At 63.6% G+C, this 26,900-nt stretch carries 28 protein-coding genes, 1 tRNA gene, 1 other RNA gene and 1 riboswitch; of the genes, 16 read left to right on the top strand and 14 right to left on the bottom strand.

Features of this window, described 5'->3' with window-relative positions; translation table 11 throughout:
- On the top strand, positions 1-501 hold a 501-nt coding region (locus tag IVB22_RS38765), incomplete at its 5' end, for a transposase (protein WP_247522406.1).
- 83 nt (positions 502-584) lie between these two features.
- Here IVB22_RS38765 and IVB22_RS38760 read toward each other — a convergent pair.
- The 5 genes from IVB22_RS38760 to IVB22_RS38745 form a co-directional block, all read right to left on the bottom strand.
- On the bottom strand, positions 585-2,228 hold the full coding sequence (locus IVB22_RS38760) for a lysine--tRNA ligase (RefSeq protein WP_247522405.1): 1,644 nt from the start codon (positions 2,226-2,228) through the stop codon (positions 585-587).
- Between the two features lie 188 nt (positions 2,229-2,416).
- Complete coding sequence (locus IVB22_RS38755; protein WP_247522408.1) at positions 2,417-3,244, bottom strand: transporter substrate-binding domain-containing protein; 828 nt, start codon at positions 3,242-3,244, stop codon at positions 2,417-2,419.
- Between the two features lie 182 nt (positions 3,245-3,426).
- Positions 3,427-4,017 carry an SCO family protein gene (locus IVB22_RS38750; RefSeq protein WP_247522404.1) on the bottom strand — a complete coding sequence of 197 codons (591 nt, stop codon included), beginning with the start codon at positions 4,015-4,017 and terminating at the stop codon, positions 3,427-3,429.
- A 22-nt stretch (positions 4,018-4,039) separates the two neighbouring features.
- Positions 4,040-4,165, bottom strand: coding sequence for a hypothetical protein (locus tag IVB22_RS41495; RefSeq protein ID WP_256467517.1), 126 nt, complete (start codon positions 4,163-4,165; stop codon positions 4,040-4,042).
- Between the two features lie 257 nt (positions 4,166-4,422).
- The gene (locus tag IVB22_RS38745) at positions 4,423-4,893 is read right to left on the bottom strand and encodes a hypothetical protein (protein ID WP_247522403.1); all 471 of its coding nucleotides are present in this window, start codon (positions 4,891-4,893) and stop codon (positions 4,423-4,425) included.
- A 283-nt stretch (positions 4,894-5,176) separates the two neighbouring features.
- On the opposite strand from IVB22_RS38745, the gene IVB22_RS38740 reads away from it, so the two are divergent.
- Together IVB22_RS38740 and IVB22_RS38735 are read left to right on the top strand one after the other, a co-directional pair.
- Positions 5,177-6,835 carry an FAD-binding dehydrogenase gene (locus IVB22_RS38740; RefSeq protein ID WP_247522402.1) on the top strand — a complete coding sequence of 553 codons (1,659 nt, stop codon included), beginning with the start codon at positions 5,177-5,179 and terminating at the stop codon, positions 6,833-6,835.
- 145 nt (positions 6,836-6,980) lie between these two features.
- Positions 6,981-7,331 (top strand): RidA family protein, encoded by a 351-nt coding sequence (locus tag IVB22_RS38735; protein ID WP_214492065.1) that lies wholly within the window; start codon positions 6,981-6,983, stop codon positions 7,329-7,331.
- A gap of 69 nt (positions 7,332-7,400) precedes the next feature.
- Here the strand turns inward: IVB22_RS38735 and IVB22_RS38730 are convergent, their stop codons facing one another.
- Together IVB22_RS38730 and IVB22_RS38725 are read right to left on the bottom strand one after the other, a co-directional pair.
- Positions 7,401-8,546 (bottom strand): alpha/beta fold hydrolase, encoded by a 1,146-nt coding sequence (locus IVB22_RS38730; RefSeq protein WP_247522401.1) that lies wholly within the window; start codon positions 8,544-8,546, stop codon positions 7,401-7,403.
- Between the two features lie 173 nt (positions 8,547-8,719).
- Complete coding sequence (locus IVB22_RS38725; RefSeq protein ID WP_247522400.1) at positions 8,720-9,784, bottom strand: aromatic ring-hydroxylating dioxygenase subunit alpha; 1,065 nt, start codon at positions 9,782-9,784, stop codon at positions 8,720-8,722.
- A gap of 125 nt (positions 9,785-9,909) precedes the next feature.
- Between IVB22_RS38725 and IVB22_RS38720 the strand changes: the two genes are divergently transcribed.
- From IVB22_RS38720 to IVB22_RS38700, 5 genes are all read left to right on the top strand, one after another.
- Positions 9,910-10,830, top strand: a complete 921-nt coding sequence (locus tag IVB22_RS38720; RefSeq protein WP_247522399.1) for a LysR family transcriptional regulator — start codon at positions 9,910-9,912, stop codon at positions 10,828-10,830.
- 102 nt (positions 10,831-10,932) lie between these two features.
- Complete coding sequence (locus tag IVB22_RS38715; RefSeq protein WP_247522398.1) at positions 10,933-11,295, top strand: nuclear transport factor 2 family protein; 363 nt, start codon at positions 10,933-10,935, stop codon at positions 11,293-11,295.
- 161 nt (positions 11,296-11,456) lie between these two features.
- On the top strand, positions 11,457-12,140 hold the full coding sequence (locus IVB22_RS38710) for an RNA polymerase sigma factor (protein WP_247522397.1): 684 nt from the start codon (positions 11,457-11,459) through the stop codon (positions 12,138-12,140).
- A 90-nt stretch (positions 12,141-12,230) separates the two neighbouring features.
- Positions 12,231-12,752 (top strand): DUF4142 domain-containing protein, encoded by a 522-nt coding sequence (locus IVB22_RS38705; RefSeq protein WP_247522396.1) that lies wholly within the window; start codon positions 12,231-12,233, stop codon positions 12,750-12,752.
- Positions 12,753-12,762: 10 nt separating this feature from the next.
- Positions 12,763-13,083, top strand: a complete 321-nt coding sequence (locus tag IVB22_RS38700) for a cupredoxin domain-containing protein (RefSeq protein ID WP_247522395.1) — start codon at positions 12,763-12,765, stop codon at positions 13,081-13,083.
- Positions 13,084-13,113: 30 nt separating this feature from the next.
- On the opposite strand, the gene IVB22_RS38695 is transcribed toward IVB22_RS38700, so the two are convergent.
- From IVB22_RS38695 to IVB22_RS38675, 5 genes are all read right to left on the bottom strand, one after another.
- Complete coding sequence (locus tag IVB22_RS38695) at positions 13,114-15,189, bottom strand: methyl-accepting chemotaxis protein (RefSeq protein WP_247522394.1); 2,076 nt, start codon at positions 15,187-15,189, stop codon at positions 13,114-13,116.
- A gap of 120 nt (positions 15,190-15,309) precedes the next feature.
- Entirely contained in the window at positions 15,310-15,867 is a 558-nt protein-coding gene (locus IVB22_RS38690; RefSeq protein WP_247522393.1) for a hypothetical protein, read from the bottom strand.
- 120 nt (positions 15,868-15,987) lie between these two features.
- Positions 15,988-16,348: a transfer-messenger RNA gene (gene ssrA, locus IVB22_RS38685) on the bottom strand.
- 45 nt (positions 16,349-16,393) lie between these two features.
- Positions 16,394-16,759 carry a hypothetical protein gene (locus IVB22_RS38680; protein ID WP_247522392.1) on the bottom strand — a complete coding sequence of 122 codons (366 nt, stop codon included), beginning with the start codon at positions 16,757-16,759 and terminating at the stop codon, positions 16,394-16,396.
- Positions 16,760-17,289: 530 nt separating this feature from the next.
- Positions 17,290-17,363: transfer RNA gene (locus IVB22_RS38675), tRNA-Gly, on the bottom strand.
- 143 nt (positions 17,364-17,506) lie between these two features.
- On the opposite strand from IVB22_RS38675, the gene IVB22_RS38670 reads away from it, so the two are divergent.
- From IVB22_RS38670 to IVB22_RS38645, 6 genes are all read left to right on the top strand, one after another.
- Positions 17,507-18,085 (top strand): methylated-DNA--[protein]-cysteine S-methyltransferase, encoded by a 579-nt coding sequence (locus tag IVB22_RS38670; protein ID WP_247522407.1) that lies wholly within the window; start codon positions 17,507-17,509, stop codon positions 18,083-18,085.
- Positions 18,086-18,094: 9 nt separating this feature from the next.
- Entirely contained in the window at positions 18,095-18,934 is an 840-nt protein-coding gene (locus IVB22_RS38665; RefSeq protein WP_247522391.1) for an AraC family transcriptional regulator, read from the top strand.
- 52 nt (positions 18,935-18,986) lie between these two features.
- Positions 18,987-19,346, top strand: coding sequence for a VOC family protein (locus IVB22_RS38660; protein ID WP_247522390.1), 360 nt, complete (start codon positions 18,987-18,989; stop codon positions 19,344-19,346).
- A 133-nt stretch (positions 19,347-19,479) separates the two neighbouring features.
- Positions 19,480-19,881 (top strand): SRPBCC family protein, encoded by a 402-nt coding sequence (locus IVB22_RS38655; protein ID WP_247522389.1) that lies wholly within the window; start codon positions 19,480-19,482, stop codon positions 19,879-19,881.
- The gene (locus IVB22_RS38650) at positions 19,878-20,408 is read left to right on the top strand and encodes a hypothetical protein (protein ID WP_247522388.1); all 531 of its coding nucleotides are present in this window, start codon (positions 19,878-19,880) and stop codon (positions 20,406-20,408) included. Before IVB22_RS38655 ends, IVB22_RS38650 begins: the two co-directional genes overlap by 4 nt.
- Before the next feature lie 97 nt (positions 20,409-20,505).
- Positions 20,506-20,970: a hypothetical protein gene (locus tag IVB22_RS38645; protein ID WP_247522387.1), complete on the top strand. Its 465-nt coding sequence runs from the start codon at positions 20,506-20,508 to the stop codon at positions 20,968-20,970.
- A 153-nt stretch (positions 20,971-21,123) separates the two neighbouring features.
- Here IVB22_RS38645 and IVB22_RS38640 read toward each other — a convergent pair whose 3' ends face one another.
- Entirely contained in the window at positions 21,124-22,563 is a 1,440-nt protein-coding gene (locus tag IVB22_RS38640) for an MATE family efflux transporter (RefSeq protein WP_247522386.1), read from the bottom strand.
- A gap of 240 nt (positions 22,564-22,803) precedes the next feature.
- On the opposite strand from IVB22_RS38640, the gene IVB22_RS38635 reads away from it, so the two are divergent.
- Positions 22,804-24,141 carry a sorbosone dehydrogenase family protein gene (locus tag IVB22_RS38635; RefSeq protein ID WP_247522385.1) on the top strand — a complete coding sequence of 446 codons (1,338 nt, stop codon included), beginning with the start codon at positions 22,804-22,806 and terminating at the stop codon, positions 24,139-24,141.
- 109 nt (positions 24,142-24,250) lie between these two features.
- Here the strand turns inward: IVB22_RS38635 and IVB22_RS38630 are convergent, their stop codons facing one another.
- Positions 24,251-25,357, bottom strand: coding sequence for a 2'-deoxycytidine 5'-triphosphate deaminase (locus tag IVB22_RS38630; protein WP_247522384.1), 1,107 nt, complete (start codon positions 25,355-25,357; stop codon positions 24,251-24,253).
- Positions 25,358-25,466: 109 nt separating this feature from the next.
- A riboswitch (SAM riboswitch) is annotated at positions 25,467-25,546 on the top strand.
- A gap of 73 nt (positions 25,547-25,619) precedes the next feature.
- On the opposite strand from IVB22_RS38630, the gene IVB22_RS38625 reads away from it, so the two are divergent.
- Positions 25,620-26,813: an O-succinylhomoserine sulfhydrylase gene (locus IVB22_RS38625; RefSeq protein ID WP_247522383.1), complete on the top strand. Its 1,194-nt coding sequence runs from the start codon at positions 25,620-25,622 to the stop codon at positions 26,811-26,813.
- The last annotated feature ends 87 nt before the right edge of the window (positions 26,814-26,900 follow it).

Raw genomic sequence — 26,900 nt, 5'->3', positions numbered from 1 at the left:
TGGCTCGATGACGCCGAGATGCTGGCCAGCATCGACGAAGTGATTGCGCTGCTCAAGCGGCAGTCCCGCACCCTTGAGGGCGAGATCGGCTCGATGATCAATGACGACTCTCTGTGGGCATGTCTCTCCGATACCTTCCGCTCCATCAAGGGCGTCGCCGATCGCGCCGTTGCCTGGATCATGGCCGATCTGCCGGAGATCGGAACCTATTCCAACAAGGCGATTGCCAAGCTCGTCGGGGTCTCCCCGATCGCCAATGACAGTGGCAAGCGACGGGGCAAGCGGCCGGTCCGTGGCGGTCGCGCCGGTGTCCGCTCGATCCTGTTCCTGGTCGCCGCCATCGCCGCCCGTTACGACAAAAGCCTCGCTGACTTCCGCGCAAGACTGGTCGCCGCCGGAAAGGAAAAAATGGTCATCCGCATCGCCCTGGCGCGCAAGCTGCTCGTCCGCCTCAACGCAAAAGCACGCGATGCGCGCGCCCAGTACGCCAATGCAACTTGACTTCCAAGATAGTCGCTCATCCGTCTCGCTGCCGCTTCGCGACAGCGATCCACCTTCTCCCACAAGGGGAGAAGGGAAGGAAACTACGCGCTCCGCGCCAGCGCGCCGTCGATCATCGCGACGGCATTGGTCACGCCATAGACCGCGACGAACGAGCCGAAGCGCGGGCCCTTCTCCTGGCCGAGCAGCACCTGGTAGAGCATGTTGAACCAGTCGAGCGAAACGCCGGGCCGGCCGTCCTTGCCCTTCTTCACCTGATCCAGGAACGGCTCGCGGCGGCCGATTTCGTAGACCACGTTCTGGATGTCTTCCGCCGATGATCCCGCCGGCATGTTCGACAGCGCATCGCGCAGATCCTGCAGCGCGGCACGCTCGCTGTCGGTCGGCTCGCGGAACTGCTTCGTCGGCGCCACGAAGTCGCGATAGTAATTGATGGCGTAGCCGACCATCGCGTCCAGTTTGGAGTGGGTCTGCGGCGTCACACCCGGGCGATAGCGCCCGATGAAGCCCCACAGCGTTTCGGCATTTTCCGCGTTCGACGACGACACCAGCGTCAGCAACAGCTGGAATGTGACCGGCATGTCGGCCTTCGGCGGCTTGCCGGAATGGATGTGCCAGACCGGATTGGCAAGCTGCTGCTTCGCATCCTGCCGGGTGAAACCATCGAGGAATTGCTGGTAGTCGTCGACGTTGCGCGGGATCACGTCGAAATACAGCCGCTTCGCCGCCTTCGGCTCGCGGTACATGAACAGCGACAGCGATTCCGGCGACGCATAGCGCAGCCATTCATCGATGGTGAGCCCGTTGCCCTTCGACTTCGAAATCTTCTGGCCCTTTTCGTCGAGGAAGAGCTCGTAGTTAAAGCCCTCCGGCGGCGTGCCGCCGAGCGCCGCGCAGATCTTGCCCGACAGCTTGACCGAATCGATCAAGTCCTTGCCGGCCATTTCATAGTCGACGCCGAGCGCGAACCAGCGCATCGCCCAGTCCGGCTTCCATTGCAGCTTGCAATGCCCGCCGGTCACGGGAACGGTGACGCGCTCCCCGGTCTCGGGGTCGTCGTAGGAAACCGTGCCGCCCTTGACGTCATGGGCGACGATAGGCACCTGCAGCACCACGCCCGTGCGCGGACAGATCGGCAGAAACGGCGAATAGGTCGCCGCTCGCTCCTCGCGCAGGCTCGGCAGCATGATCGCCATCACCGCATCGAAGCGCTCCAGCATGCGCAGCAGCGCGGCGTCGAACTTGCCCGACGTATAGTAGTCGGTCGAGCTGGCGAATTCGTAGTCGAAGCCGAAGGTGTCGAGAAACGCCCGCAACCGCGCATTGTTGTGCGCGCCGAACGACGGATACTCATTGGAGAACGGATCGGGTATCCGCGACAGCGGCTTGCCGAGATGCGACGCCAGCATATCCTTGTTCGGCACATTGTCGGGCACCTTGCGCAGGCCGTCCATGTCGTCGGAGAAGGCGAGCAGCCGCGTCTTGATCTTGTCCTCGGTGAGCACGTGGAAGGCATGACGCACCATCGTGGTGCGCGCGACCTCGCCGAAGGTGCCGATATGCGGCAGGCCCGACGGGCCGTAGCCGGTCTCGAACAGCACCTCGTCCTTCGGGCTTTTCTTCAGCCGCGCGACAATCGCCTTGGCCTGCTCGAACGGCCAGGCGTTGGATTGTTCGGCGAGCGCGCGCAAATCGCTCGGGCTAAAGGCAAGGTCGATCGTGGACATATAAGAGGCTCTCTCCGGAAGCCGCGGAAACTAGCGCTTCCGAGGCAAAATGCAAAATGACGGGCGAAACTCCGTAGGGTAGGCAAAGGCGCACTTGCGCCGTGCCCACCATCTCTCACCGACCTGCGTCTCCAATGGTGGGCACGCTTCGCTTTGCCCACCTTACGCAGCTACGAAGTCTCGAACTCCTAAAACGGACTGATCGAAAAATACCGCAGCCACAGATCGGTGAAGCGGCCTTTTTCCCAGATCCGGAACAGCGCCCAGTTCAGCGACGTCCGCAGCAGATCGTTGCCCTTGCGGACGGCGATGCCGATGCCCTCGCCGAAATAGCGGCTCTCGACGAAGGGCCCGCCCGAGAACGCGCAGCATTCGGCCGAATCGGTGCCGTTGATCCAGAACGCCAGCGAGATCGCGTCGCCGAAGATGAAATCGACCTCGCTCCGTCTTAAGGCGAGCCGCAGCGCGTCGTCATTGCCGTAGGACTTGATCTCGGCGTCGGTGAACATCGCCTTCAGATAAGCCTCGTGCGAGGTGCCGGCGATGACGCCGACCTTCTTGCCTTCGAGATATTCAGGGCGGACCTCCGGCATCACGGCGTCGCGCCGCGACACGAAGCGCGCCGGCGCTCGGTAATAGGGATCGGTGAAATCGAGCCTTGCGCGCAAGGCCGGCGTCACCGCCATGGAGGCGATGATGGCATCGCCGCGATTGCTTGATATCGCATCGACCAGCGTCTCGAACCGGCGCATCTGGACGGTGCAGGAAATCTTGATCTCGTCGCAGAGCGCGCGCGCCAGATCGACATTGAAGCCAGCGGGATTGCCATCAGGCCCGGTGAAGTTGAACGGCGGATAATCGGTCTCGGTCAGGAACCGGATCACGGTCAGGCGCGACATGTCCGGCCGGTCCGGACGCCGCCGCGGATCCCAGAAGCCGGGCACCGCCTGCGGAGCAGCCTCGACCGCCGGGCGGGGCTGGGTTTGCGCGTGCGCCGCAGCACCGCCAACAGCCATCAACGCGGACGCGACGAGCAGCCCGGCCAGCCACGCGCTGACGGTTCGATGCAGTCTTGCATTGGTTAACGGGACGTTAAGATATGGCATTTGCGGCAATGCTTGCGGAATTTCATGGCCTTATAGACCATCCGGCCCGCGATGCGAGGGCCGTTTTGCAGCTTTTGGCCGGCACTGCCGGCTCAGAGATAGCGCTTCAAATCCTTGGCGGCTTCCTCGGGCGTCCGTTTCAGGTTGAAGGGCGCTACGAAATTGCCGTCGCGATCCATCAGGTAGATCAGCGCGGTATGGTCCATGGTGTAGTCGCCGTCCTTGAGCGGGACTTTTCTGGCATAGACCCGGTAGGCCGAAATCACCTTGGCCACCGCCGCAGGCTCGCCGGTCAGCCCCCTCAGATGCGGATCGAAGCTGGAGAGATAATCCTTCATCGCGGCGGCTGTGTCGCGCTCGGGATCGACCGATACGAACCAGGCGTTCACGCGATCGGCGTCCGTGCCCATCGCCTTCAGCACCTCGGAAATCTCGAACAGCGAGGTCGGGCAAACATCGGGGCAATGGGTAAAGCCGAAGAAGATCAGCGTCGGCTTGCCCTTCAAATTCTGCTCGGTGACGGCCTGGCCAGCCTGGTCGGTGAGTTGGAACGGCCCACCGATCGCGGCCGGTGCGGTCACGGTGCGCAAGCCGCCCATCGCCCACAGCATGATCACCAGCCCGACCAGGAGGCTCGTGGCGAAGGCAGCAATAATCACCAGCGGGCGGATCGTCCGGTCCATTGTCGATTCCCTTTTCGCCGTATCAGAAGCAGGCCGAGATGCCGGCGGCGATCATCTCGAAAAACACCGCGGTGCCGTAATAGAACCACAATGCCGCCGCGCCGAGCACGGCCAGCGCGCCGAGGGTGGCTGCGCTCCAAACGATCATGGACGCCACCCTGCCCTGACGCGGGACCGCGGTCATCATTCCGGCTTGGGTGGAAATCGGCTGAGCCATGCATTTCAGATAGGGCCAGTTCCCCGGGCAGGCAAGCGGAATGGCCGTGCGCGACATCACGTCATGCGGAGGGGCAGGCTGGGCGAGAGGTGCACGAAAAGTAAATGGCCGGAACATCTGCGCGAAGACGCGCTTCGCGCAGATGTCCCGGTCACGACGTCACTTTTCGGCGAAACGGCCGGCTGGGTTCAGCGCGATGCCGGCTTGTTGGTGGAGGCTTGCGCGTCGAGGTAGCAGGGCTTGTACATCGCCTGCAGCTGCTTGCCGCGCAGGAAGATCATGTTCCGGGTCAGGCCGCCGCGCGCCGCAATCCACTTCCGGACCGCCGGCGGGTACATCGAATACAGCATGTGGGTGGCTTCGGTGTTGGTCACGGCACGGCCGTTGGCGCCGAAATCCCAGGCGGCATGAAAGCCGAGATTGGCGTGCGAGGTAACGCAGATCCGGTCATGGGGAACCGCGCCGAGCACGATGGTACAGGCCGAGGCGCACAGGCCGTCGATGATCACGGTTTCGCCCGAGGTGCGCAGGCCCTGGTACTTGTCGACATAGGTGCCGATCCGGCCGCCGCGGTCGTCGGCAATCCGCACCACCGCATGGCTCGCCCCTACCCCAGCCAGCAGCAGCACCGCTGCAAGCAACCCCGTCACCAGCTTCATATCCCAGCCCCAGTCGGAAGAATGTCGAAACCGAATCTGATCGTCTTAGTGATGCAAGACAGGATGTAGCGTCGTTTGAGATCGTGATTTTGTCTAGGCAGACACAGCCCGTCAAAACAAATTCAAATTAAGTGTTGCCGGGCCGCTGCACCCTCCGCGCGAAAAGGTCCCATACTGGAACAAACGACTCTCGCCGAGGTGGCGACGCCGCCACAGGCAAGACGCTTTGCCGTTGACCGCGAGGACGCGGGCTTGAATCATAAATGGCACGGGGGAGGAAACGATGACCGAGGTCACAGACGTAATCGTGGTCGGCGCCGGACTGGCGGGACTGGTCGCAGCGACGGAGATCGCAGACGCCGGCAAACGCGTCATCGTCGTCGACCAGGAAGGCGAGCAAAGCCTTGGCGGACAAGCCTTTTGGTCGTTCGGCGGACTCTTCCTGGTGGACTCTCCCGAGCAGCGCCGGCTCGGCATTAAGGATTCCTACGATCTCGCACTGCAAGACTGGATGGGGGCCGCGGGCTTCGATCGCGACGACGACCTTTGGCCGAAGCGATGGGCGGAAGCCTATGTCGCGTTTGCGGCCGGCGAAAAGCGCGACTGGCTGCGCGCGATGGGCCACCGTATTTTTCCGGTAGTCGGCTGGGCCGAGCGCGGCGGCTACGACGCGATGGGCCACGGCAATTCGGTGCCGCGCTTTCATGTCACATGGGGTACTGGTCCCGGCATCGTCGAGCCGTTCGAGCGGCGTGCGCGCGAGGCCGGGAAGACTGGCCGACTAACGTTCAAGTTTCGCCACCGCGTCGACACACTTGTGATGACGAACGGCGCGATCGAAGGCATCAGTGGGTCGGTGCTCGAACCTGACAGCGTCGAGCGCGGCAAAAGCTCCTCGCGCAAGGTGATCGGCGATTTTGCGCTGCGCGCGCAGGCCGTGATCGTCGCCTCCGGCGGCATCGGCGGCAATCACGACATGGTCCGGCAGAACTGGCCAAAGCGGCTGGGCGAGCCGCCGAAATTCATGATCTCCGGCGTGCCCGAACATGTCGACGGACGCATGATCGGCATCACGGAAGCGGCCGGTGCGCGGCTGATCAACCGCGACCGGATGTGGCATTACGTCGAGGGCATCCGAAACTGGAATCCGATCTGGCCGCGCCACGGCATCCGCATCCTGCCCGGCCCGTCCTCGATGTGGTTCGACGCCACGGGCAAACGCCTGCCCGCGCCGCTGTTCCCGGGCTCCGACACGCTCGGCCAGCTGCACTACATCATGTCGACCGGATACGATTATTCCTGGTTCATCCTGACCCAGAGCATCATCAAGAAAGAGTTTGCGCTATCCGGCTCCGAACAGAATCCCGACCTCACGGGCAAGAGCTGGCGCATGACCATCAAGCGCGCCACCAACAAGGGGGCACCCGCGCCAGTGGAGGCGTTCAAGAAGAACGGTGCCGATTTCATCGTGCGCGACAATCTTGCCGACTTGGTCAGCGCGATGAATGCGTTGGCAGGCAGCGATCTGCTCCAGCACGATCACATCAAGGCGCAGATCGAGGCGCGCGATCGCGAGATGTCAAACCCCTACGTCAAGGACGCGCAGGTGATGAACCTGCACAATGCGCGGCGCTATATCGGCGACAAGCTGATCCGCACCGCAAAGCCGCACCGGATTCTCGATCCTGCACACGGCCCGCTGATCGCGGTCAAGCTCAACATCCTCACACGCAAGACGCTGGGCGGCTTCGAGACTGATCTCGACTCGCGCGTGTTCGGCAGCAATGGCGAGATCATCCGGGGACTTTATGCCGCAGGCGAAGCGGCAGGCTTCGGCGGCGGCGGCGTGCATGGCTACCGTTCGCTGGAGGGCACCTTCCTCGGCGGCTGCCTGTTCTCGGGCCGGAATGCCGGACGCGCGGCAGCGAAGGCGGCAGGGTGAAACGCGTTCTCGTCAAGCCCTGACATAGCCGTCAGCAGGACGGCGTCGCTTCCGCTCGCCTATGCCGAGGTTCAATGCAAATAACGCAGTGGCGCACAAGGCATCAGCGCGCTAAGAAACCGCCGCCCCTCATCAGGAGAACAACATGACTATCCAGCGCTTCGAAACCGGACCTCGCATGAGCCAGGTCGTCGTTCACGGCAACACCGTCTATCTCGCCGGCGTCGTCGCCGGCAAGGCGGCCGGCAAGAGCGTGACCGAGCAGACGCAGGACATTCTCGCGATCATCGACGGCCATCTAGCCAAGGCAGGGACCGACAAGTCGAAGCTGCTGTCGGCCACGATCTACATCACCGACATGAAGACATTTCCCGAAATGAACGCGGTGTGGGACGGATGGGTCTCGGCCGGCAATACGCCGGCGCGCGCCACCGTCGAGGCCAAGCTGGCGGCGCCGCAGTACAATGTCGAGATCATGGTGGTCGCGGCGAAGTAAGGCCATCCGCCGCAAAACGTTTTGCTGCCCCGGATTGCACGCGCAGTCCGGGGCTTTTTCATTTGCATCTCACGCGCTGATCCTTGCGCCGGCGGCATCGCCGATATCGGCCTGAAGCCACCGGGAGATCCGCCACCACGAATGGTTCAAGGCCTTGCGTCCCATGAAGAGGCTGAGGTGACCGCACGGCTCGCAGGCCCGTTCGAGCCACGCCGGCTGCGTGCCCAACAGCCGCGCCGTCGCGAACGCCTGATCGCGCGGGACGACGATATCGTCCTCGCCGGCCAGCAGGAAGACCGGCACGCGCACCTCGGAAAGATCGATCCTGCGGCCGAGCGCGACAAAGCGGCCTTTGGCGATCAGGTTCTGCCGGAAAATCTGCTCGGTCACCTCGAGATAATAGGCGCCTGGCAGATCCAGCGTCGCGCGGTCCCAGCGCGCGAAACGATCCAGCAGCACGCTCGCCTCGTTCGATCCGTCGCCGAGATTTCTCTGCAGCACCGCTTCCACGTCTTGTTGGCTGAACGGCTTGTTCCAGATCCGCAGCATGTGCTCGCCGCTGACGATTCCGTCCCCCTGGCGCACCATCTGCTCGAACGCTGGCTGAGGAAGTGCGGCCACCATCTTCGAGAGGTCGGACGGCGTCGAGATATCGACAGGCGCGCCGGCAAGCACGAGCCGCCGCACCTTGCCGGGAAACCGCGCGGCATAGACCAGCGACAGCCATCCGCCCTGGCACAGGCCGATGAGATCGACCGGCGCGCCGATCTCGTCGATCGCCACATTGAGCTCGGCAAGATAATTGTCGATCGACAGGTTGCCCATTTCCGGCGTCGCCGAGCACCAGTCCGGGACATAGATGCGGTTCACGCCGTCCTTTTGCAGCGCCTCCACTAGACTATGGCCAGGTGCGAAGTCCGCGATCAGCGCGCCGTGCAGCGCATAGGGTGCGCAGACGAGAACCGGCGGCTGCGTCGCATTCCCGCGCGAAAACGCCCGCAACCGCATCGACTGAAGTTGCAGCACGACCGCGTTCGGCGTGGTCCAAGCAAGCGACGGCTGGTCCGGCGCGCAGGTAGGCGCAGGCTTCTGATCGGCGAACCATTGCGCGTAATTGTCGAGCGCCAGTCTCGTAGCTTCCAGCGGCCACAGCCACATCTGCTGCGCCCAGTCGGCGCCCTCACGCTGCTTCAGCGTCTTTTTTTCGTCTGCCACGGATTGAACGCCCCAATAAGAGGAGACGGCAAGGGACCAAGCTTTGACGTTTGACCAAGGACCAACGAGGTCGAGACCATGCTTTTATGCCAAATCCCGCGCAGGCCCCAGCCCGATCAATGGTAAGGCCGCCCTCGTGAAGGTGGGTAACGCGGCCACTGCCGCGCCGTTCCCTACGCCGCCCGCGCCGTGCTCCCCTCCGCCTCGATCCGCCGCGCCAGTACCCAGCGGAAATAGGTCAGTGCTGCATCCGCACCGATGGTTAGCAACTGATAGTTCGGATCGGCGTCGAACACCTTCTGCTGCGCCTCGATGATCGCGAGATCTTCGTGGAAAGCCTCTTCGAGGCTGTTGCGCAGCGACAGCGCGATATTCGGGTTGTCGAGGTCGAAATCGTGCAAATAGTTCCAGAAGAAATGCGTGGTGCTGCGCGTCTCCGGCGTCATGAATTGCGCATTGCGATATTGCCGCGTACCCGGCACCTGCACGCCCTTTTCCGCACCCTGGCCGGCCGGTGCAAACATCGTGTCGAGCAGGAAGATGCCGGGAACAATCATGCGGCCGATATTACGGCGATCGATCTTGTCGGTCTTGTTCGAGATCACCTTGCAATGATAGGGCGGCGGATCGGCGCTCACGTGCCAGCGCTCGACGCGAAAACCGTCGTCGAGTTTTTCGATCGCGACCGGCTTGGTCTTGTAGGCGTACTCCTCGGAGCCGCCGAGCGTATGGGTATGCACGAAGGCGAGATGGGCGAAGTCGCTTAGATTGTCGACGATCAAGAGCCAGTTGGCCTTGTAGTGCATATAGCCGGGCAAGCCCCGCCATTTGGGATCGGCGAGCGGCGGATAATCCACGATCAGGTTCGGATCGGCCTTTTCGATATCGCCCATCCAGATCCAGATCAGATTGTATCGCTCGACCACGGGATAGCTGCGCACGCCGAGCTTTGGCGGGATCATATCCTGGCCGGGAATCTGGATGCACTTGCCGCCTGGCTCGAACTTCATGCCGTGATACATGCAGCGGATATCGTCGCCTTCGATCCGGCCCATCGAGAGCGGCGCCGCGCGATGGCAACAACGATCGTCGAGCGCTACGACCTTGCCGCTGGCGCCGCGATAGATCACCACGGGCCGTTCGAGAATGGTGCGGGCGAGCTTTCGGCCGTCGATCAGCTCGTGATTCCAGGCTGCGACGTACCAGGAATTGCGCAGAAAGATTCCGTCATCCGACATGCCGTTTCTCCCTTTGTGTGTTTTGCGAACCGCGGTTCTTTTGTGCCATCTTCTAGGGCATCGGCGGTTTCGCTTGTATCCGGATTTCCTGGACACACCGTCCCGCCACATGGACGATGCCCCCGATGGACTGGCGCGATTGGGAGCTGTTTTGCGAGGTCGTGCAGCATGGCGGCTTTAGCGCCGCGGCGCGCGTGCTCGGCCATCCCAAGTCGAGCCTCAGTGCTGCAGTGCAACGGCTGGAAGCCAATCTCGGCCTGCGGCTGATCGAGCGCTCCACGCGTCATCTCCGCCTGACGGATGCCGGCGACACCATCTATCAGCGGGTGCGGCCGCTGTTCATTGCGCTGCACGATACGCATGGCGAGGCGCTGGCGATGAGCAGCACCGTCGCAGGCACGCTGCGCATCAAATCGCCTTACGAATTTGGCGCGCACCATGCAGGGCCCGTCGCCATCGAATTGATGGACCGCTATCCGGATCTCGTGATCCGGATCGATGTCGAGCACGAGATTGTCAGTCCCGTGGCCGAAAATTACGACATCGTATTCGCGATGCTGGAGTCACCGCTGCCTTCGACCGGAATCGTGATCCGGAGAGTTTCCTCGCTGGAACGCGGCCTGTATGCCGCGCCTGCGCTATTGGAAAAATTCGGCGAACCCCGCACGCTGGAAGAACTCGCTCGCCTTCCGATGCTGACCGGCCCCCACGACGCGCCCTGGGCGCTGACCACACCGGCCGGCGTCACCGAGCATCTTACCGTGCAGAAATCGCGGCTGGTGAGTTCGAACGCGGACATCCGGTTGCAAGCCGCGCTCGCCGGGCTCGGCGTGTTGCGGGTGACGGCGAGCTTTACCCGCGCGGCAGAGGAAGCGGGATTGCTGCGGCGGATTCTCACCGACCATGTCTGCGAGCCGCTCAATATTCATGCGCTGTTGCCGGCCCGCCAGTTCGTTCCCGCCAAGGTGCGATGCTTCCTCGATGCGCTGGATGCCCATGGCCGGGGCGGCAGTGGAACGGCGGACCAGCAAAATCGAAATCCTTGACCTTCGAGGTCAATCCTTGACCTCCGAGGTAATCGATTGGCGCGCGGAGATTTCCGATAGTCGGTCAGCCGATCAATCCGGCCTAACCGAAGGAGATTCTCAATGACCAACGTTCACAGCATTGCCAACCGCTACATCGATCTGTGGAACGAGCGCACGCCAGCCCGTCGCCGCGAGATGTTGGCGGCGAACTGGACGACGGACGCGAAATACGTCGACCCCCTGATGAGCGGCGACGGCCATGACGGCGTCGACGCGCTGATATCAGGTGTGCAGCAGCGCTTTCCGGATTTCAAGTTCAAGCTGATCGGCGAGCCCAACGGCTTTGGCGATCACGTTCGCTTCTCCTGGGGGCTCGGCCCCGACGGCGGCGACAGCCCGATCAAGGGAACGGATTTCGCCGTGCTCAGCGACGGCCGCATCCGCAGCATCACCGGGTTCCTGGATCAGGTGCCGGCGGGGTGACGGGTAGGTAGGGTGGGCAAAGCGAAGCGTGCCCACCATTCAGGACTACGCGTGTCGAAACATGGTGGGCACGCTGCGCTTTGCCCACCCAACGAAAATATTTCGGGAACCTCTTTCCCCTTGCCGCATCCAACCCCAATACCCTGTTATTGGTGGATATCATGCGCCAGGCCCACATACCGCAAATTGCGCCCGAATCCGGCGACACCGAGTTGGTACGGCGGGCGCTGGCCCGCGACGAGGCGGCGGTGCGCGCCATCATGCAGGCCAACAACCGCAGGCTCTATCGCCTTGCCCGCGGCATCCTGCGCAACGACAGCGAAGCCGAGGACGTCGTGCAGGAAGCCTATGTCCGCGCTTTCACACATCTGGAAAGTTTTCGCGGCGATTCCAGCCTGTCGACCTGGCTGTCGCGGATCGCGATGAACGAGGCGCTGGGCCGGCTGCGCCGCCGGCGGCCCGCCGTGGAACTGGACTCCTTGCCGCAAGGCGCGCTCGAAGCCGAAATCATCCAGTTCCCCCTCTCCGCCGCCGCCGATCCGGAAAAATCCATGGCCCAGCGTGAAATTCAAGCCGTCGTCGAACATGCCATCGATGAATTGCCGGAAGCATTCCGTCTCGTCTTCATCACGCGCGTCATCGAAGGGATGAACGTGGAAGAGACTGCCGAGATTCTCTCGCTCAAACCCGAGACCGTGAAGAGCCGGCTGCACCGCGCACGCACCATGCTGCGCGACAATGTCGAGAAGAAGATCGGCCCCGTGGTGATGGAGGCCTTTCCCTTTGCCGGCAAGCGCTGCGAGCGGCTGACGGACGCCGTATTGAAGCGGCTGGGTTTCGATTAACTTTTCCGGGAACCTCTGTACTCCAAGACCATCCAACTCCTGTGCATCAACAACGCGCGGCATTGGTTCCGCGCCACAGGAGTGTCAGACATGTTCGTTCGATTGAGCGCGGCGATCGCCGCATTGAGCATCCTGGGAAGCGCTGCGCTGGCGCAAGGCGCAAAGCCTACCGATCCACAGATCGCGCATATCGCCTATACGGCTGGTGTCATCGACATCGCCGCCGCCAAGCAGGCGATCGAGAAAGCTGGCAACAAGGACGTCAAGGCGTTCGCACAGGACATGGTGCGCGACCATGAGGCCGTGAACAAGCAGGCGCTCGACCTCGTCAAGAAGCTGAACGTGACGCCGGAAGACAACGACACCAGCAAGGCGCTGTCGAAGCAGGCCACTGAGAAGCTCGCCGAACTCGCCAAGCTGAAGGGCGCCGAATACGACAAGGCCTATCTCGCCAACGAGGTCGCCTACCACAAGGCCGTCAACGGCGCGCTGGAGACGCAGCTGATTCCCTCAGCCAGCAATGCCGAGCTGAAAAGCCTGTTGCAGACCGGCCTGAAGATTTTTCAGGGCCACCAGCAGCACGCCGAACAGGTCGCCGCCAAGCTGAAGTAAGGAGCCCGCCATGCGTCCGGGACGCTATCGGCTTGCCATGGCCGCCTTGCTGTTCAGCATGATGGCCGTCCCGGCGCAGGCTGCGACGATCCAGATCGCGACGACCGATCTGGTATTCGCGCCGGCCGAAGTTTCGGCCAAGGTCGGCGACACCATCGAATGGATCAACACAGACGTGTTCGTCCACACCGCGACCGCGCGCAACGGCGACTTCGACGTCAATATGCCGCCGAAGAAAACCGTGACGTCGGTTCTGACGAAGGCCGGCACCGTCGAATATTATTGCCGGTACCATCCGAACATGAAGGCGGTGCTGACGATTACGCCGTAGCGGTGTCCGCCTTTGCGATGGCGAGGCGGCTCAGGCCGCCCGCACCGAGCTGAGGAACTTGCCGACCTCGCGCTTGAGCCGGTCGCTTTCGCCGGACAATGACTTTGCCGCGGTAAGCACCTGAGCGGAGGCAGACCCCGTCTCGCTGGCGCCGCGCTGCACGTCGGCGATGTTGGCGGAAACCTGCTGCGTGCCGTTCGCGGCCTGCTGCACGTTGCGGGAAATTTCCTGGGTCGCCGCGCCCTGCTCCTCGACGGCGGCCGCGATCGTGGCGGCAATCTCCGACATCCGTCCGATGGTGTCGCCGATCTCCTTGATGGCGCCGACCGACTCCTGCGTAGCCGCCTGGATACCCGATATCTGCTGGCTGATCTCGCCGGTCGCTTTCGCCGTCTGTTCGGCCAGCGCCTTCACTTCGGACGCGACCACCGCAAAACCGCGTCCCGCCTCGCCGGCGCGCGCCGCCTCGATGGTAGCATTGAGCGCCAGCAGGTTGGTCTGACCCGCGATGGTGTTGATCAACTCGACCACGTCGCCGATGCGGGCGGCGGCCTTGGCGAGTTCGGCGACGCGGGCGTTGGTCTTCTGCGCCTGCTCCACCGCCTCACCAGCGATCCGCGCCGAGCCCTGCACCTGACGGCTGATCTCGTTGACTGACGACGCCATCTCTTCGGTGGCCGACGCGACCGATTGCACATTGGTGGAGGCTTCCTCGGAAGCCCCCGCAACCGTGGTGGCAAGCTCCTCCGAACGCTCCGCGGTCGCCGTCAACGTGCCGGCGGAGGCTTCCAGCTCGGTCGAGGCCGACGATACGATTTCGACGATTTCACCAATCATGGCTTCGAAGTCGCTGGTGATACGGTCGACGCGCTGGCCGCGTTGGATCTTGGCATCTGCTTCCACCGCGGCGGTCGCGTCGGCGGCCTTCTTGGCGATCAGGGCATCCTTGAATACCTGCAGCGAGCCCGCCATGGCGCCGATTTCATCGGCGCGCTCGACGGTCGGAATCGTGACGTCATGCCGGCCAGCCGCGAGGTCGCCGACGACGCCGGTCAAGGTTGCGAGCGGCGTAATTACGCGCCGGCGCAGCATCACAGTGACGCCGGCGAGCACGCCGAGCAGCGCCACGACGGCAAGGCCGGCCAGCGCCAGCATCGTCAGCGCAGCGTCGCGCGCAGCGCCCGCGCGTTCTCCGGCTTCCGCGAGCGCGGCATCGCGCACGGCGAAGAAGGCCTGCACCGCCGGCACGATCGTGCTGGCGAGTTGATTGGAGTCGATGGCGAATTTGCCGTCGTTGCGGCCGGCCGCCATTTCCTTTTCAAGCCATGGCGCTGCCTTTCCGAAATAGGCCTCGATCGCGTCGTTCATCGCTTTCGCAAGACGCGGCGGGCTACCGATCTGATCCACACCGGCCTCGATGCGTTCGCGGTCAAGGTCGACGCGGCCCTGGGCGCGGTCCATGCTGGATATTTCAGCCGCCGTCACTGGACGGCGGGTGCTGATCGCAAGCGATACCGTAGCAGCCCGGCCGCCGGCCGAGATCCGCAGATCCTGCGACGTGCGGGCGACATTCAACAGCGCCGTCAACGACGCGTCCGCCATCGCGACCTGATTTTCAAGGCGGTTCAACAGCGGTTCAAGAATCCCGACAACCGCGGCAATGCCCGGCAGGAAGCCTTTGATCGCCGCCTGGTCGCGCGCGCTCATCGGCTGGGCCATCGCGCGATCGCTCGCTATGCGAACCTCGGCCAGTTTGGCCGCTGCCTGGTTGAGACCCTGCACGATGACAGCGCCATCGCTGAGCGCACCGACGGCCGTCCGCGCCTTTGCGAACGCTGCATCTGCCGTCTGCACGGCCTTCGCGGCCACCTCGAGCTGGGCCTGCGTCGCGGCGCCTTCCTGAAACAGCGGACCAACATAAGGCGCCCGGTAGCCGGCAACCTGCTGGCCGACCGCCAACACCGTGCCGTAGGCCTCCACCGCCTTGATCGCCTCGGTCTTGCTGGCGAAGGTCCGGTATTGCGGGACGAGAATCCCGGCGCCAAGGACGACCGCCAGTACCGTCACCGAGAGCATCGATACCGCAAAGAGACGACCGATCCGCATGTTGTGATTCCGCTGGGATGAGGGAGCGGCCAACGTAGGCGGAACTCGGCTAAGGCAGCCTTAATGCAGGCCTTCATGCAGGCCGGTAGAACTACGGGGGCGTCACGCGGCTCTGGGCCGTCAGGACCGCAGCACCATCACCAGCCGCAACGCGACGCCAGCCTGCCAGACTGGATAGAGGAACGAGATCTGGTCGAGGCCGAGTGCATTGTCGAGCGCCAGCAGCGTGCCGGCGAGCGTCCCCGTGATCAGCATCGGCCACCACGCGGCAGCCGCACGCGGCCCTGCCGGCAACAGGCCGATTCCCAGCGCCATCACGCCCGCACCGACCAGCCCGCCGGTCAAGCCGGCGAGCAGATAGCGCATGACCGTGGCAGCGCCCGCTGTCTGTCCTTCGATAAAGATCGCCGCGTTCACCGCGCAGACAAAAGCGACCATGGTGACGATCGCGGCCAACAGCGTCGCCCACCACGGATTGCCGCTGAAGCGTCGCACCAGAATGAAGACGAGCACGGCGAACGGCATCGCGATGAGTGAAATGCGAAGCTGCCCGGGCAAGCCGACCATTTGGTCGATCAGCGCCGGCAGCAGCGGCGTGAGGATGCCGGAGATGATGCCGCCGCCGGCGACCATGAGCAGATTGCGGGAGGTGTCGGCGGAAGTGATCGCCTGGGTCAACGCGCACTCCTCTTTTGCGACACGCCTCACGTCTAGCACGGCAGCGACGAAAATTGAAGGCAACGGCCGAGGCGTGAGCCGGGCCACAAATAAAAGCCGCGCCAACCCGAAGGCTGACGCGGCGATGGCCGTTCTGTTGCTAGGTGGACCAACCCCGAACGGTTACGCCGCGAGGCGCACTTCGTTCAATGCAACGTTATCGTTTGCATTTAGGTTTTTGACCCGATAACGGCGGTATCATGCCGAGCACAATTCAGAGCTTCTTTGCGACCATCGATCCTGGTTCGCCCCCGCCCTAGCAGCCCTGGGATTCGGCCTTTCGGCAGAATCGATCTCACCGAGATGAGACCTTTAAGCTCAAGCTGCTAAGGTGGAGGCGCCGGGTACTGCCCCCGGGTCTGCCCGCAGTCCACTCTAAGGTTCAGCGCCATCGTCTTGCGACGAAGCGACCCTACGCGGGATCGAACGCGAAAGATAGTGCTGTTGCCCGTAGTCGACGGCTCGAACTGGCGGCAGGCCTAAAGCGTCACAATCCACCCTTCGGCACGAAGAAGCAGAGCTCGTCCCCCGTGCGCTTGTTTATGAACAGCACGGGCAAATGATCTGGCGTGTCTTCAGACTTGATGATGTCGGGTGGGATGACTTTCCATTGGCCGTCTTTGAGGTATTGCCACTGGTCCGAATGGTCGTCTGCGACGCGAAAGCGTGTTTTGAATACATCGCCGTTGTCGCAACACGATTTCCATGGGACACCGAGCCGCTGTTGGGCGGCGGGGTTCATTTCCTGTCTGTTGAACCACTCGTGGTGCGGCATCGACGCATCGTGAGCGTCAGCACGAAAAGACACCAGAAGAATACCGAACATCGTTAGTACGCGACCGAACGCTTTCATGGCAGCCTCCATTCTGGACTGACATCAATTCGCGAATCACACGAACTCTCCGGCAACTAAGGAGGCCATACTCTAAAAAAAATGGGAGCCTCTTTTCTGAGCTACTAGATTTTTTTGGCAAGACTGTTGCTTTCCCGTTCGCGCGGGACGAAGTCGCAGTTCCTACCAGTACAGCGAACAAGCTCTCGGCGTTCTTCGTCAGCGCGCCGGTTTACCGTCGAGCGAGCTCTCAACCGTAGAAACACGGGGGAATCTGAAAATGCGGACTGCACGCATCGTCGCAATCACGCTTGCATTTGCGATTGGCGCACAGGCGCAAACGAGGGCCGGCCAGTTCCCATCGGGCGGATCTGTACAGGCCGCCGGCAACGTGCGCGTTGAAACACGGGCACGAGTGTGAGGCGCGACAACAGCAGATACGCTACCCCGTCTTCGGCATCCGCATTCAGGCACGTGATGCGGCGCGGTTCTGCAACAAACAACGGTCGAGGCGATGAATCCGATGCAGGGATAGGGATGCACGTTGGAATTGGAGCGGGCGAAGGGAATCGAACCCTCGTATGCAGCTTGGGAAGCTGCCGTTCTACCATTGAACTACGCCCGCGGGTCGCGCCCCATGATTAGCCGACCTCGCGCGATCAGCCAAGCTGTTCCGCACCCCATTTCGCGTCACTGTTAACTTTCCAAAAATTCCAGATGCGCTTCATCGCGCCGGTGCTATCATCCGCGCCGGGGGCTTGGTGGCGTATGACGGGGCGTGGCTACACTATTTTCGATACCGGGATCGGCCGCTGCGGCATCGCGTGGGGCCTGTCGGGTATTGTCGGCGTGCAGCTTCCTGAAGTGCGCGAGATCGATACGCGGCGGCGGCTGTTTCAGCTTTATCCGGACGCGCGCGACCTTCGTCCTCCTCCGAATGTCCAGGTTGCAATCGATAGCATCGTTGCGCTGCTGCGCGGGGCGGCGTGCGATTTCGCCGAGGTCGCGCTTGATATGACCGGCATTCCCGCCTTCAATCAGCGCGTCTACGCCTATGCGCGCTCGATCCCGCGCGGGGAGACCCGGACCTATGCGGAAATAGCCTCGGCTTTACGCGCATCCGGCGCGGTCTATTCGGTGTCGCAGGCGATCGGACGCAACCCTTTCATGATCATCGTGCCCTGCCATCGCGTGCTCGAGGCAGGCAACTATGCCGACAAGATCTCAGCCCATGGCGGAGCGATCTCCAAGCGCCGGCTGCTGTCGATCGAGGGCACCAGCCCGACCTCCGGCAAGACGCTGTTCGACGTGCTGATGCCCGTTGCACCGCCGCGGGCCCATAACTAGATCAGCCGAATGAACGCGACCACGCTCATCGAGCGCAGATTCATATCCGTGTCCGATTTTCGCTGCAGCGCGGGGCCTGGCGACACGCCGTTTGCAGAGCAGCATCGCTGCCACTCGATTTCCTATGTGCGCAAGGGCAGTTTTGGCCTGCATTGCCGCGGCAAGTTCAGCGAACTGGTGGCGGGATCGGTGCTGATCGGCCATCCCGGCGATGAATATACCTGCACCCACGAGCACGTCTGCGGCGACGAGTGCCTGTCGTTCTTCATCGGCCCCGAACTGGTGGAAGCGATCGGCGACAGCGGGGCGCCCTGGCAGGTCGGCGCCGTGCCGCCGCTGCCGGAACTGGTGGTGCTCGGGGAACTGGCGCAATCGGCAGCAGATGGCAGCAGCGACATCGGTCTCGACGAGATCGGTCAGGTGCTGGCGAGCCGTTTTGTCGAGGTGGTTTCCGGCAAGCCGCGCAAACCCGGCCCTGATGCTGCGCGCGATCGCCGCCGCGCGGTAGAGACCGCGCTGTGGATCGACGCGAACTCGCACCGCCAGATCAATCTGGATGATGCCGCTGCCCAGGCCGGGATCAGCCCGTTCCACTTCCTGCGGCTGTTCTCGGAGGTGCTCGGCGTCACCCCGCATCAATATCTGGTGCGCTCGCGGCTGCGCCATGCCGCGCGACGTCTGGCCGACGACGACAGCCCGGTCACCGATATCGCCTATGACGTCGGCTTCGCAGACTTGTCCAATTTCGTGCGCACGTTTGGCCGCGCCGCCGGCGCCTCGCCGCTGAAGTTCCGCCAGGCCTCGCGCGGCAAGCGCAAGATTTTCCAAGAACGGCTGGCCCTCCACTAGCTAGGCTTTCTCCAGGACGCGCGACTTAGCGCGCTTACGACTGGAGAAACTCATGTACGACCACATCGGATTACGTGTCGGAGACCTCGACGCCAGCGTGCGCTTCTATACGGCAGCACTCGCGCCCTTAGGTTTCGTGCTCTGCTCGCGCGACGATTCCGGCGCGGGTTTTGGCCCCAAGGGCGCGCCTGCGCTCTGGCTACATCTGCACAAGGGATCAGCCGGCTCGGCCGCGCATGTCGCGTTCCGCGCCAAGGATCATGCGGAGATCAAAAAATTCCATGCCGAAGGCCTGAAGGCTGGCGGCCGCGACAATGGCGGCGCCGGGCCGCGGGCGGATTACAGCCCGACCTACTTTGCGGCGTTCCTGATCGATCCCGACGGCAACAATGTCGAGGCGGTGTGTACGTAGCGCCGATGCACGAAACCGTAGGGTGGGCAAAGCGAAGCGTGCCCACCATTCAAAATAGCAATCTCGGTTGGATGGTGGGCACGGCGCAAGTGCGCCTTTGCCCACCCTACCGATCAACGACAAAGGACTCACCATGGCCTCCATCCACAAGGAAATCCTCATCGACGCCTCCGCCGACCACGTCTGGGACGCGCTGCGCGATTTCGGCGCGCTGCATACGCGGCTGGTGCCCGGCTTCGTGACCGACACCAAGCTCGACGGCGACGCACGCATCGTCACGTTTTCGAACGGTACCGTGGCGCGCGAGATCCTGGTCGATTGCGACGACGCGCGACGCCGGCTGGTCTATGCCATCGTCAGCGAACGCATCAGGCAGCACAGCGCCTCGGCACAGGTCTTCGCCGAAAGCGACGGGCGCACCCGTTTCGTGTGGATCGCCGACGTTCTGCCGAACGAGATCGCGCCCTACATGGATGCGCAGATGGATCTGGGCCTCCTCGCCATGCAGAAGGCATTGGGACGGAGCGCCGCATGATATCAGCGTTTCTCGACGCCCTCGGCGCGGACGGCCCCTCGGCCGACCGCGCCGGCAAGATGGATCTCTACGGCCGCTTCGTCGGCTCATGGGATCTCGATGTCCGGCAATTTTCCGAAGACGGCACGGAGCGCCGCCGCGCCGGCGAATGGCATTTCGGCTGGGCGCTGGAGGGGCGCGCGGTCCAGGATGTCTGGATCGTGCCGCCACGCGGCGAGGTGCGGCACGGCGACGCCGCGGCCAATTTCAACTCCTACGGCACCACGCTGCGGGTCTACGATCCCGATATCGACGCCTGGCGAATTCAGTGGACCGACCCGGTGACGCGGAGTTTCCTGCAGATGATCGGCCGCGCGGAAGGCCACGACATCGTGCAGCTAGGCACGCGGCCGGACGGCCAGCTGGCCCGCTGGAGTTTTGCAGACATCGCCGCCGATTCATTCCTCTGGCGCGGCGAAGTCTCGACGGATGCGGGCGCGACATGGCGTGTCGTCACCGAGTTCACCGCTCGCCGAAAGCAAGCGTGATCTTTCGCACAGATCGGCTCCCTGCCCGCTCCTAGCCTCGGCGCGTGCGTCCGAACGGCGCCGCGCCCGCGGCCGCCCGCGCATGAGGAGTCGAACCATGACGGGAGCTGACAAGGTAGTCTGCCACGCAGCCATGCTGCTGTTGCTGTTCACCCTGACATCGATGCCGGCGAAGGCGCAGTTCGCCGGCATCGGGCGCGGAGGCGGCGGCGAAGACATGATGACGCAGATGGCGCCGATGCTTGAAATGATGAAGGCGAAGATGGGCAAGCGCCGCTTCGCCATGATGATGAAGACCATGGGCCCGATGATGAGCCGCATGATGGAAGGCGGCGGCGGTGGTCTTAACGGTCTTGGCGGCATGATGGGAGGTGGCGGAATCCCCGGTGGCATCGGCGGTGGTTATAGCGGTAGCTATGTGCCCGAGGGTTACGGCGTAAGCACCGGCGGCATGAACGTCGGCGGCCTGGGCGGCGGCGAGCTGATGAGCATGGTCCCGCAACTGATGCGCATGGCCAACGTCGGCGGCGGCCGTCACGGCCGTCGACGCACGCGGCGGTAGTTATTCCGTCATTGCGAGCCAACGGGTCGCGCGAATGCGCGCCCGATGACAGGCTCCGCGAAGCAATCCATCGCACGCGAGGATGGATGGATTGCTTCGTCGCTTTGCTTCCTTGCGCAAACGCTTCGCGTTTGTCGCAGGCAATGACGATCGTTAGGAAAGCGCCGGCTTCACCACGGGCACAGGCTGTTTCGGCCCCCATCGGGTCAGCATCACGCTGACGCATGACAGCACGCCGAGCAACACCATAGAGGCCGCCGCCAGCTTGAAGAAGTCCTGTGCGGTCGCATTGTGCGTCGACAGCCACCAGCCACCGGTGCCGATGAACAACAGCCGCGCGGTCTGCGCCAGCACCGGGCCGATCACCTTGGCCGCGCCCTGCGATGAGAAATAGCATGTCGTGGCTAGACCGAGGAAAGCATACATCGGCGCCGCCGTAGACAAATACTGCCGGCTGGCGGCGCGCACGCTCGCATCGTCGGTGAAAAGATTCACCCAGATGTCGGGGAATACGGCAATGAAGCTCGCAACCGCGCCGACGCCGACAAACGCCACGCCCCCCGCGATCCAGCAGATCCTGCGGGCTCGCGCGATCCGCTCCGCGCCGATCGCCATGCCGACCATCGGCACCGAAGCGATGCCGACCGCGAATGCGATCGAGGTCAGCATGAATTCGAGCCGCGCGCCGACGCCGTAGCCGGCGAGAATCTCGGTGCCGAAACTCGCCAGCATGTAGGTGAAGATGCTGATCGTCAGCACCGACTGCAGCGGCGAGAAGCAGGCAATGGCGCCAACCTTGAGAATGTCGATGAACATCGGCATGCGGATGCGAAGGCCGCGGATTTTCGGAATGACGCGCGCGCGCCCGGAAAACAGATACCAGGACATCACGGCGATGCTGATCAGGTAGGCGATCAGTGAGCCCGCCGCGACGCCGCGCATGCCGAATTGCGGGATCGGGCCGAGGCCCAGGCCCAGCGTGCCGCCGAGAATGATCTGGCAAATGGCCGACGATAGCATCATTAACGACGGCAGCTTCATGTTGCCGGTGCCGCGCAAGATGCCGGACATCGTGTTCATCAGCCACGGCACCACGGCGCCGCCGAAGAAGATCTGCGTATAAGCCACCGCCTGCGTCAGCACATTGCCGCGGCCGCCGAGCAATTCCAGAAGCGCGGGGCCGAAGAGCAACATGCCCAGCATGAAGACAAGCCCGAAGCAGAGGCCGATCAGCAGCGCATGCGCAGCCAGCGTCGAGGCACGTTCGATATCGCCGGCGCCGAGCGCACGCGCAATCGCCGAGGCCACGCCGCCGCCCATGGCGCCGCCCGACATGGTCATGGTCAGGATCACGATCGGGAACACCAGCGCCATCGCGGCCAGCGATTCCACGCCCAGCCTGCCGATATAGGAAGTCTCGGCGATCACGACGCAGGTGCCCGCGGTCAGCGCGATCACGTTCGGCCAAGCCAGCCATAGCAGCGTGCGCAGGATCGGGCCGTCGATCAGCGCATTCTTCACCGGCGCTTCCGGCAGCGGAAGCGGGCGCTCCTTTTCGTCGACGGGAATTTCGGCGACGCCGAGGTCGGACATTTCTGCTCCCCGCGCACGGACTTGGTTCCACGGCGCGCTGTTTCCTAGCACGGCGGGGGGTGATTCCACGTGCGCCGGGCGCAATGGGGGCCTGCGGGATTGTGCTGCAGGGTCGTGCTTTGCCCTCCACTTGAGCGCGAGGCGCGCCCAGGCAGCCATTTCACGGGGAATTCATGCCGGACCACAAGAAACGTTCAGGCCAGCACCGCATTGTAGAGGGGCGACATTCGAGGAACTGTCATGCGCGAGCACCTTCTCCTGGCCCTGAGCGTCGGCGCGCTGGCGCTGCCGCTTGCCGCCTGTAACGACGCCAAGGAAGCCGCGACCGTGGCGCAGACGTATGGTCCATCGCCCGACCTGCCGCCGCCGGAGCATTCCTGGATCCCGACGATCGCCATCGCCACGGTCAACCGCTGGGCTGATGGCGCCAAGCCGACAGCCGCCAACGGCATGGCGGTGAATGCCTTCGCGACCGGGCTCGATCATCCGCGCACGGTCTATATGCTGCCGAATGGCGACGTACTGGTCGCCGAGAGCAACGCGCCGCCGAAGCAGGACAGTGGCTTCAGCATCAAGGGCTTCATCTACGGCCTGGCGCAGAGCCAGGCGGGTGCAGCCGTTCCGAGCGCCAACCGCATCATGCTGTTGCGTGATGCCGATGGCGACGGCGCCGCCGAGACGAGAAGCACCTTCATCAGCAACCTGAATTCGCCGTTTGGCATGGTGCTGGTCGGCGAAGAATTCTATGTCGCCAATGCCGACGCGATCGTGAAATTCCCCTACCGCGAGGGCGACACCAAGATCAGCGCGCCCGGCGTCAAGCTGGCGGACCTGCCCGCCGGCACGCTCAATCACCACTGGACCAAGGACCTCACGGCAAGCTCAGACGGCACAAAGCTTTATGCAACTGTCGGCTCCAACAGCAATATCGGCGAGAACGGCATGGAGGCCGAGAAGGATCGCGCCGCGGTTCTGGAAGTCGACCGCGCCAGCGGCCAATGGCGGGTGTTCGCCTCGGGCCTGCGCAACCCAAACGGCCCGGCATGGAATCCGAAAACCGGCGAGCTCTGGGTCGTCGTCAACGAGCGCGACGAACTCGGCAATGATCTCGTGCCTGATTACATGACGTCGGTGAAGGATGGCGCGTTCTACGGCTGGCCTTACAGTTATTTCGGCGACCGCGTCGACACCCGCGTCGAGCCGCGGCGGCCCGATCTGGTGCAGAAAGCAATGGCGCCGGATTATGCGCTGGGCGCGCATACGGCTTCGCTTGGCCTCGCCTTCAACACCGGCAATCTGTTTCCGCAGGAAATGGAAGGCGGCGCCTTCATCGGCCAGCACGGCTCGTGGAATCGCAATCCGCGCGCCGGCTACAAGGTGATCTTCGTTCCCTTCCAGGACGGCAAGCCCTCGGGCGCGCCGCAGGACGTGCTGACCGGCTTCCTCAACGACAAGGGCGAAGCGCAGGGCCGCCCCGTCGGCGTGCGGCTCGACAAGCACGGCGCATTGCTGGTCGCCGACGACGTTGGCAACACGATCTGGCGCGTGACGCCGTCGGCGAAATCGGCGGCGCGGTGAGTGTGACGATCTCGCGCCCCGGACGCAGCGCAGCACGCTGTGATGCGCTGCTGAGCCGGGGTCCTGTTGAATTGGCGTGCCGAGGAAGCTGGGTACCGGACGCGACAGACTACACCCGGAAATGCTTGCTTAGCTTCAGGCCCTGCGCCTGGTAGTTCGAGCCGATGCGCTGGCCGTACATGGCGTCGGGCCGTGACAGCATTTTCTCGTAGACCAGGCGGCCGACGATCTGGCCGTGCTCGAGAATGAACGGCACCTCGCGCGAGCGCACTTCGAGCACCGCCCGCGCCCCCTGCCCGCCGGCGCCGGCATAGCCAAAGCCGGGATCGAAGAATCCCGCGTAATGCACGCGGAATTCGCCGACCAGCGGATCGAACGGCACCATTTCGGCGGCGTAATCCGGCGGCACCTGCACGGCCTCCTTGGAGGCCAGGATGTAGAACTCGCCGGGATCGAGGATCAGGCTGCCGTCCGGACGGGCCGGAATCGGCTCCCAGAATTCATCGACCGCATAGCCGCCACGGCGGTCGATATCAACGACGCCGGTGTGGCGCTTGGCGCGGTAGCCGACGAAGCCTGACGTATTTTCGCCGGAGAGATCGACTGACAGCGCCACGCCATTGGCCAGATCCGCATCGTCGATATCGACCAGCCGCTCGGCGCCGTGCAGCGCGTCGAGTTCGTCGGCATTGAGGATGGCATCGCCGGTGCGGAAGCGCACTTGGCTGAGCCGCGAGCCCTCGCGCAGCAGCACTGGAAACGTCTTCGGGCTGATCTCGGCATAGAGCGGACCGTGATAGCCCGCGCCGATCATGTCGAAGCGGCGGGTGCCGTCGGCGATCACGCGGGTGAAGACGTCGAGCCGCCCAGTGGAGCTCTTCGGATTGGCGGCCGCCACGATCTGCGGCGGCAGCGCGAGGCTCTCCAGCAGTGGCACGATGTAGACGCAGTTAGTCTCCAGCACTGCCCCGTCTGAGAGATCGATCTCGTGCAGCTTCAACTCGTCGATGCGCTCGGCGACCGTGGCGCCGGGACCGGGCAGAAAACTCGCGCGCACCCGGTAGGCGATGTTGCCCAGCCGCAAGTCGAGGCTCGCCGGCTGGATCTGGCTTTCGACAAAGGGATATTCCGGCAGGATCAGGCCCGCATCCGCCATCGCCGCGATCATGCGGTCGGGCAGAATTCCGTTGGCGTCGGGCGGAAGCGTGAACGGCACGGCGCGATCCTCAATACGGCCCAAATGTCATCCAAACCTCGTAAATATGGGCTTTTAGGGGTTATCCGATGGCCGCCTTGACGGAAAGGGCGCGAGGTAATATCAGCATGACTTATCCCGTGGTGATTTGAGCCGGCCGGCTTGCAGCCACGTTAAATAAGTCGCTAAACAGGCCGGGGACACGTGTGATCCCGGCCTGTGGAAATTTTTCCAGGCCGGTTTTTTGTGACCATTTTTCAATGGTGGTCACGGCGGAGGTCACATGTCTGAGACTGGTTCTACCAAGCGTTATCGTCCCGAAACCCGCCTTGTCCATGGCGGCACGCTGCGCTCGCAATTCGGCGAGACGTCGGAGGCGCTGTTCCTCACCCAAGGCTACGTCTACGACAGCGCGGAGCAGTGCGAGGCCCGGTTCAAGGGCCATGAACCCGGCTTTATCTATTCGCGCTATTCCAATCCGACGATTGATATGTTCGAGCGCCGCATGATCGAACTCGAGGGCGCGGAAGCCGCGCGCTCGACCGCGACCGGCATGGCCGCGGTGACGACCGCGATCCTCGCACCGCTCCGGACCGGCGACCACGTGGTCGCCTCGAAAGCCCTGTTCGGCTCGTGCCTTTACGTGGTGCAGGATCTCTTGCCGCGCTACGGCATCGAGACGACGCTGGTCGACGGTCTTGATCTCGACCAGTGGCAGCGCGCATTGCGGCCGAACACCAAGTCGTTCTTCCTGGAGAGCCCGACAAATCCGACGCTCGACGTGCTCGACATCCCGGCCATTGCCGAGATCGCGCACAGTGGCGGCGCACGGTTGATCGTCGATAACGTCTTCGCCACGCCGATCTGGCAGAGCCCGCTTTCGCTCGGCGCTGACGTCGTGGTCTACTCCGCAACCAAGCATATCGACGGTCAGGGCCGCTGCCTCGGCGGCATCATCCTGTCCTCGGAAGCTTTCATCGCCGAGCACCTCCATAACTTCATGCGCCATACCGGCCCGTCGCTCTCGCCGTTCAACGCCTGGGTTTTGTTGAAGGGACTGGAGACGCTAGGCGTCCGCGTGCGCGCGCAGACCGAGACCGCGGGCAAGGTCGCCGACGCGCTCGCGTCGCACCCGAAGATTTCGCGGCTGATCTATCCCGGCCGCGCCGATCACCCGCAAGCCGAGCTGGTGAAGAAGCAGTTGCGCGCCGGCTCGACGCTGGTCGGCTTCGAGGTCAAGGGCGGCAAGGCGGCCGCATTCCGCTGCCTCAACGCGCTGCGGATCGCGCGCATCTCGAACAATCTCGGCGACGCCAAGAGCCTCGTCACCCATCCCTCGACGACGACGCACCAGCGCCTGACGCCGGAGGCGCGCGCCGAACTCGGCATCAGCGAAGGCTTCATCCGCTTCTCCGCCGGTCTCGAGCATGCCGATGATCTGATCGAGGATATTGCGGCGGCGCTGGAGAAGGCGTGAGGCTTGTGCTGACCCTCCCCTGGAGGGGGAGGGTCGACGCGCGTGTAACGAGCGGCGGGGTGGGGTGACGGTCTCTCCACATCCAAC

Origin of the sequence: Bradyrhizobium sp. 190, assembly GCF_023073415.1 — a bacterium.
Taxonomy (GTDB): Bacteria; Pseudomonadota; Alphaproteobacteria; order Rhizobiales; family Xanthobacteraceae; genus Bradyrhizobium.
Note: the sequence above shows the minus strand (reverse complement) of the source record. Positions and strands in the feature narration are given on the sequence as shown.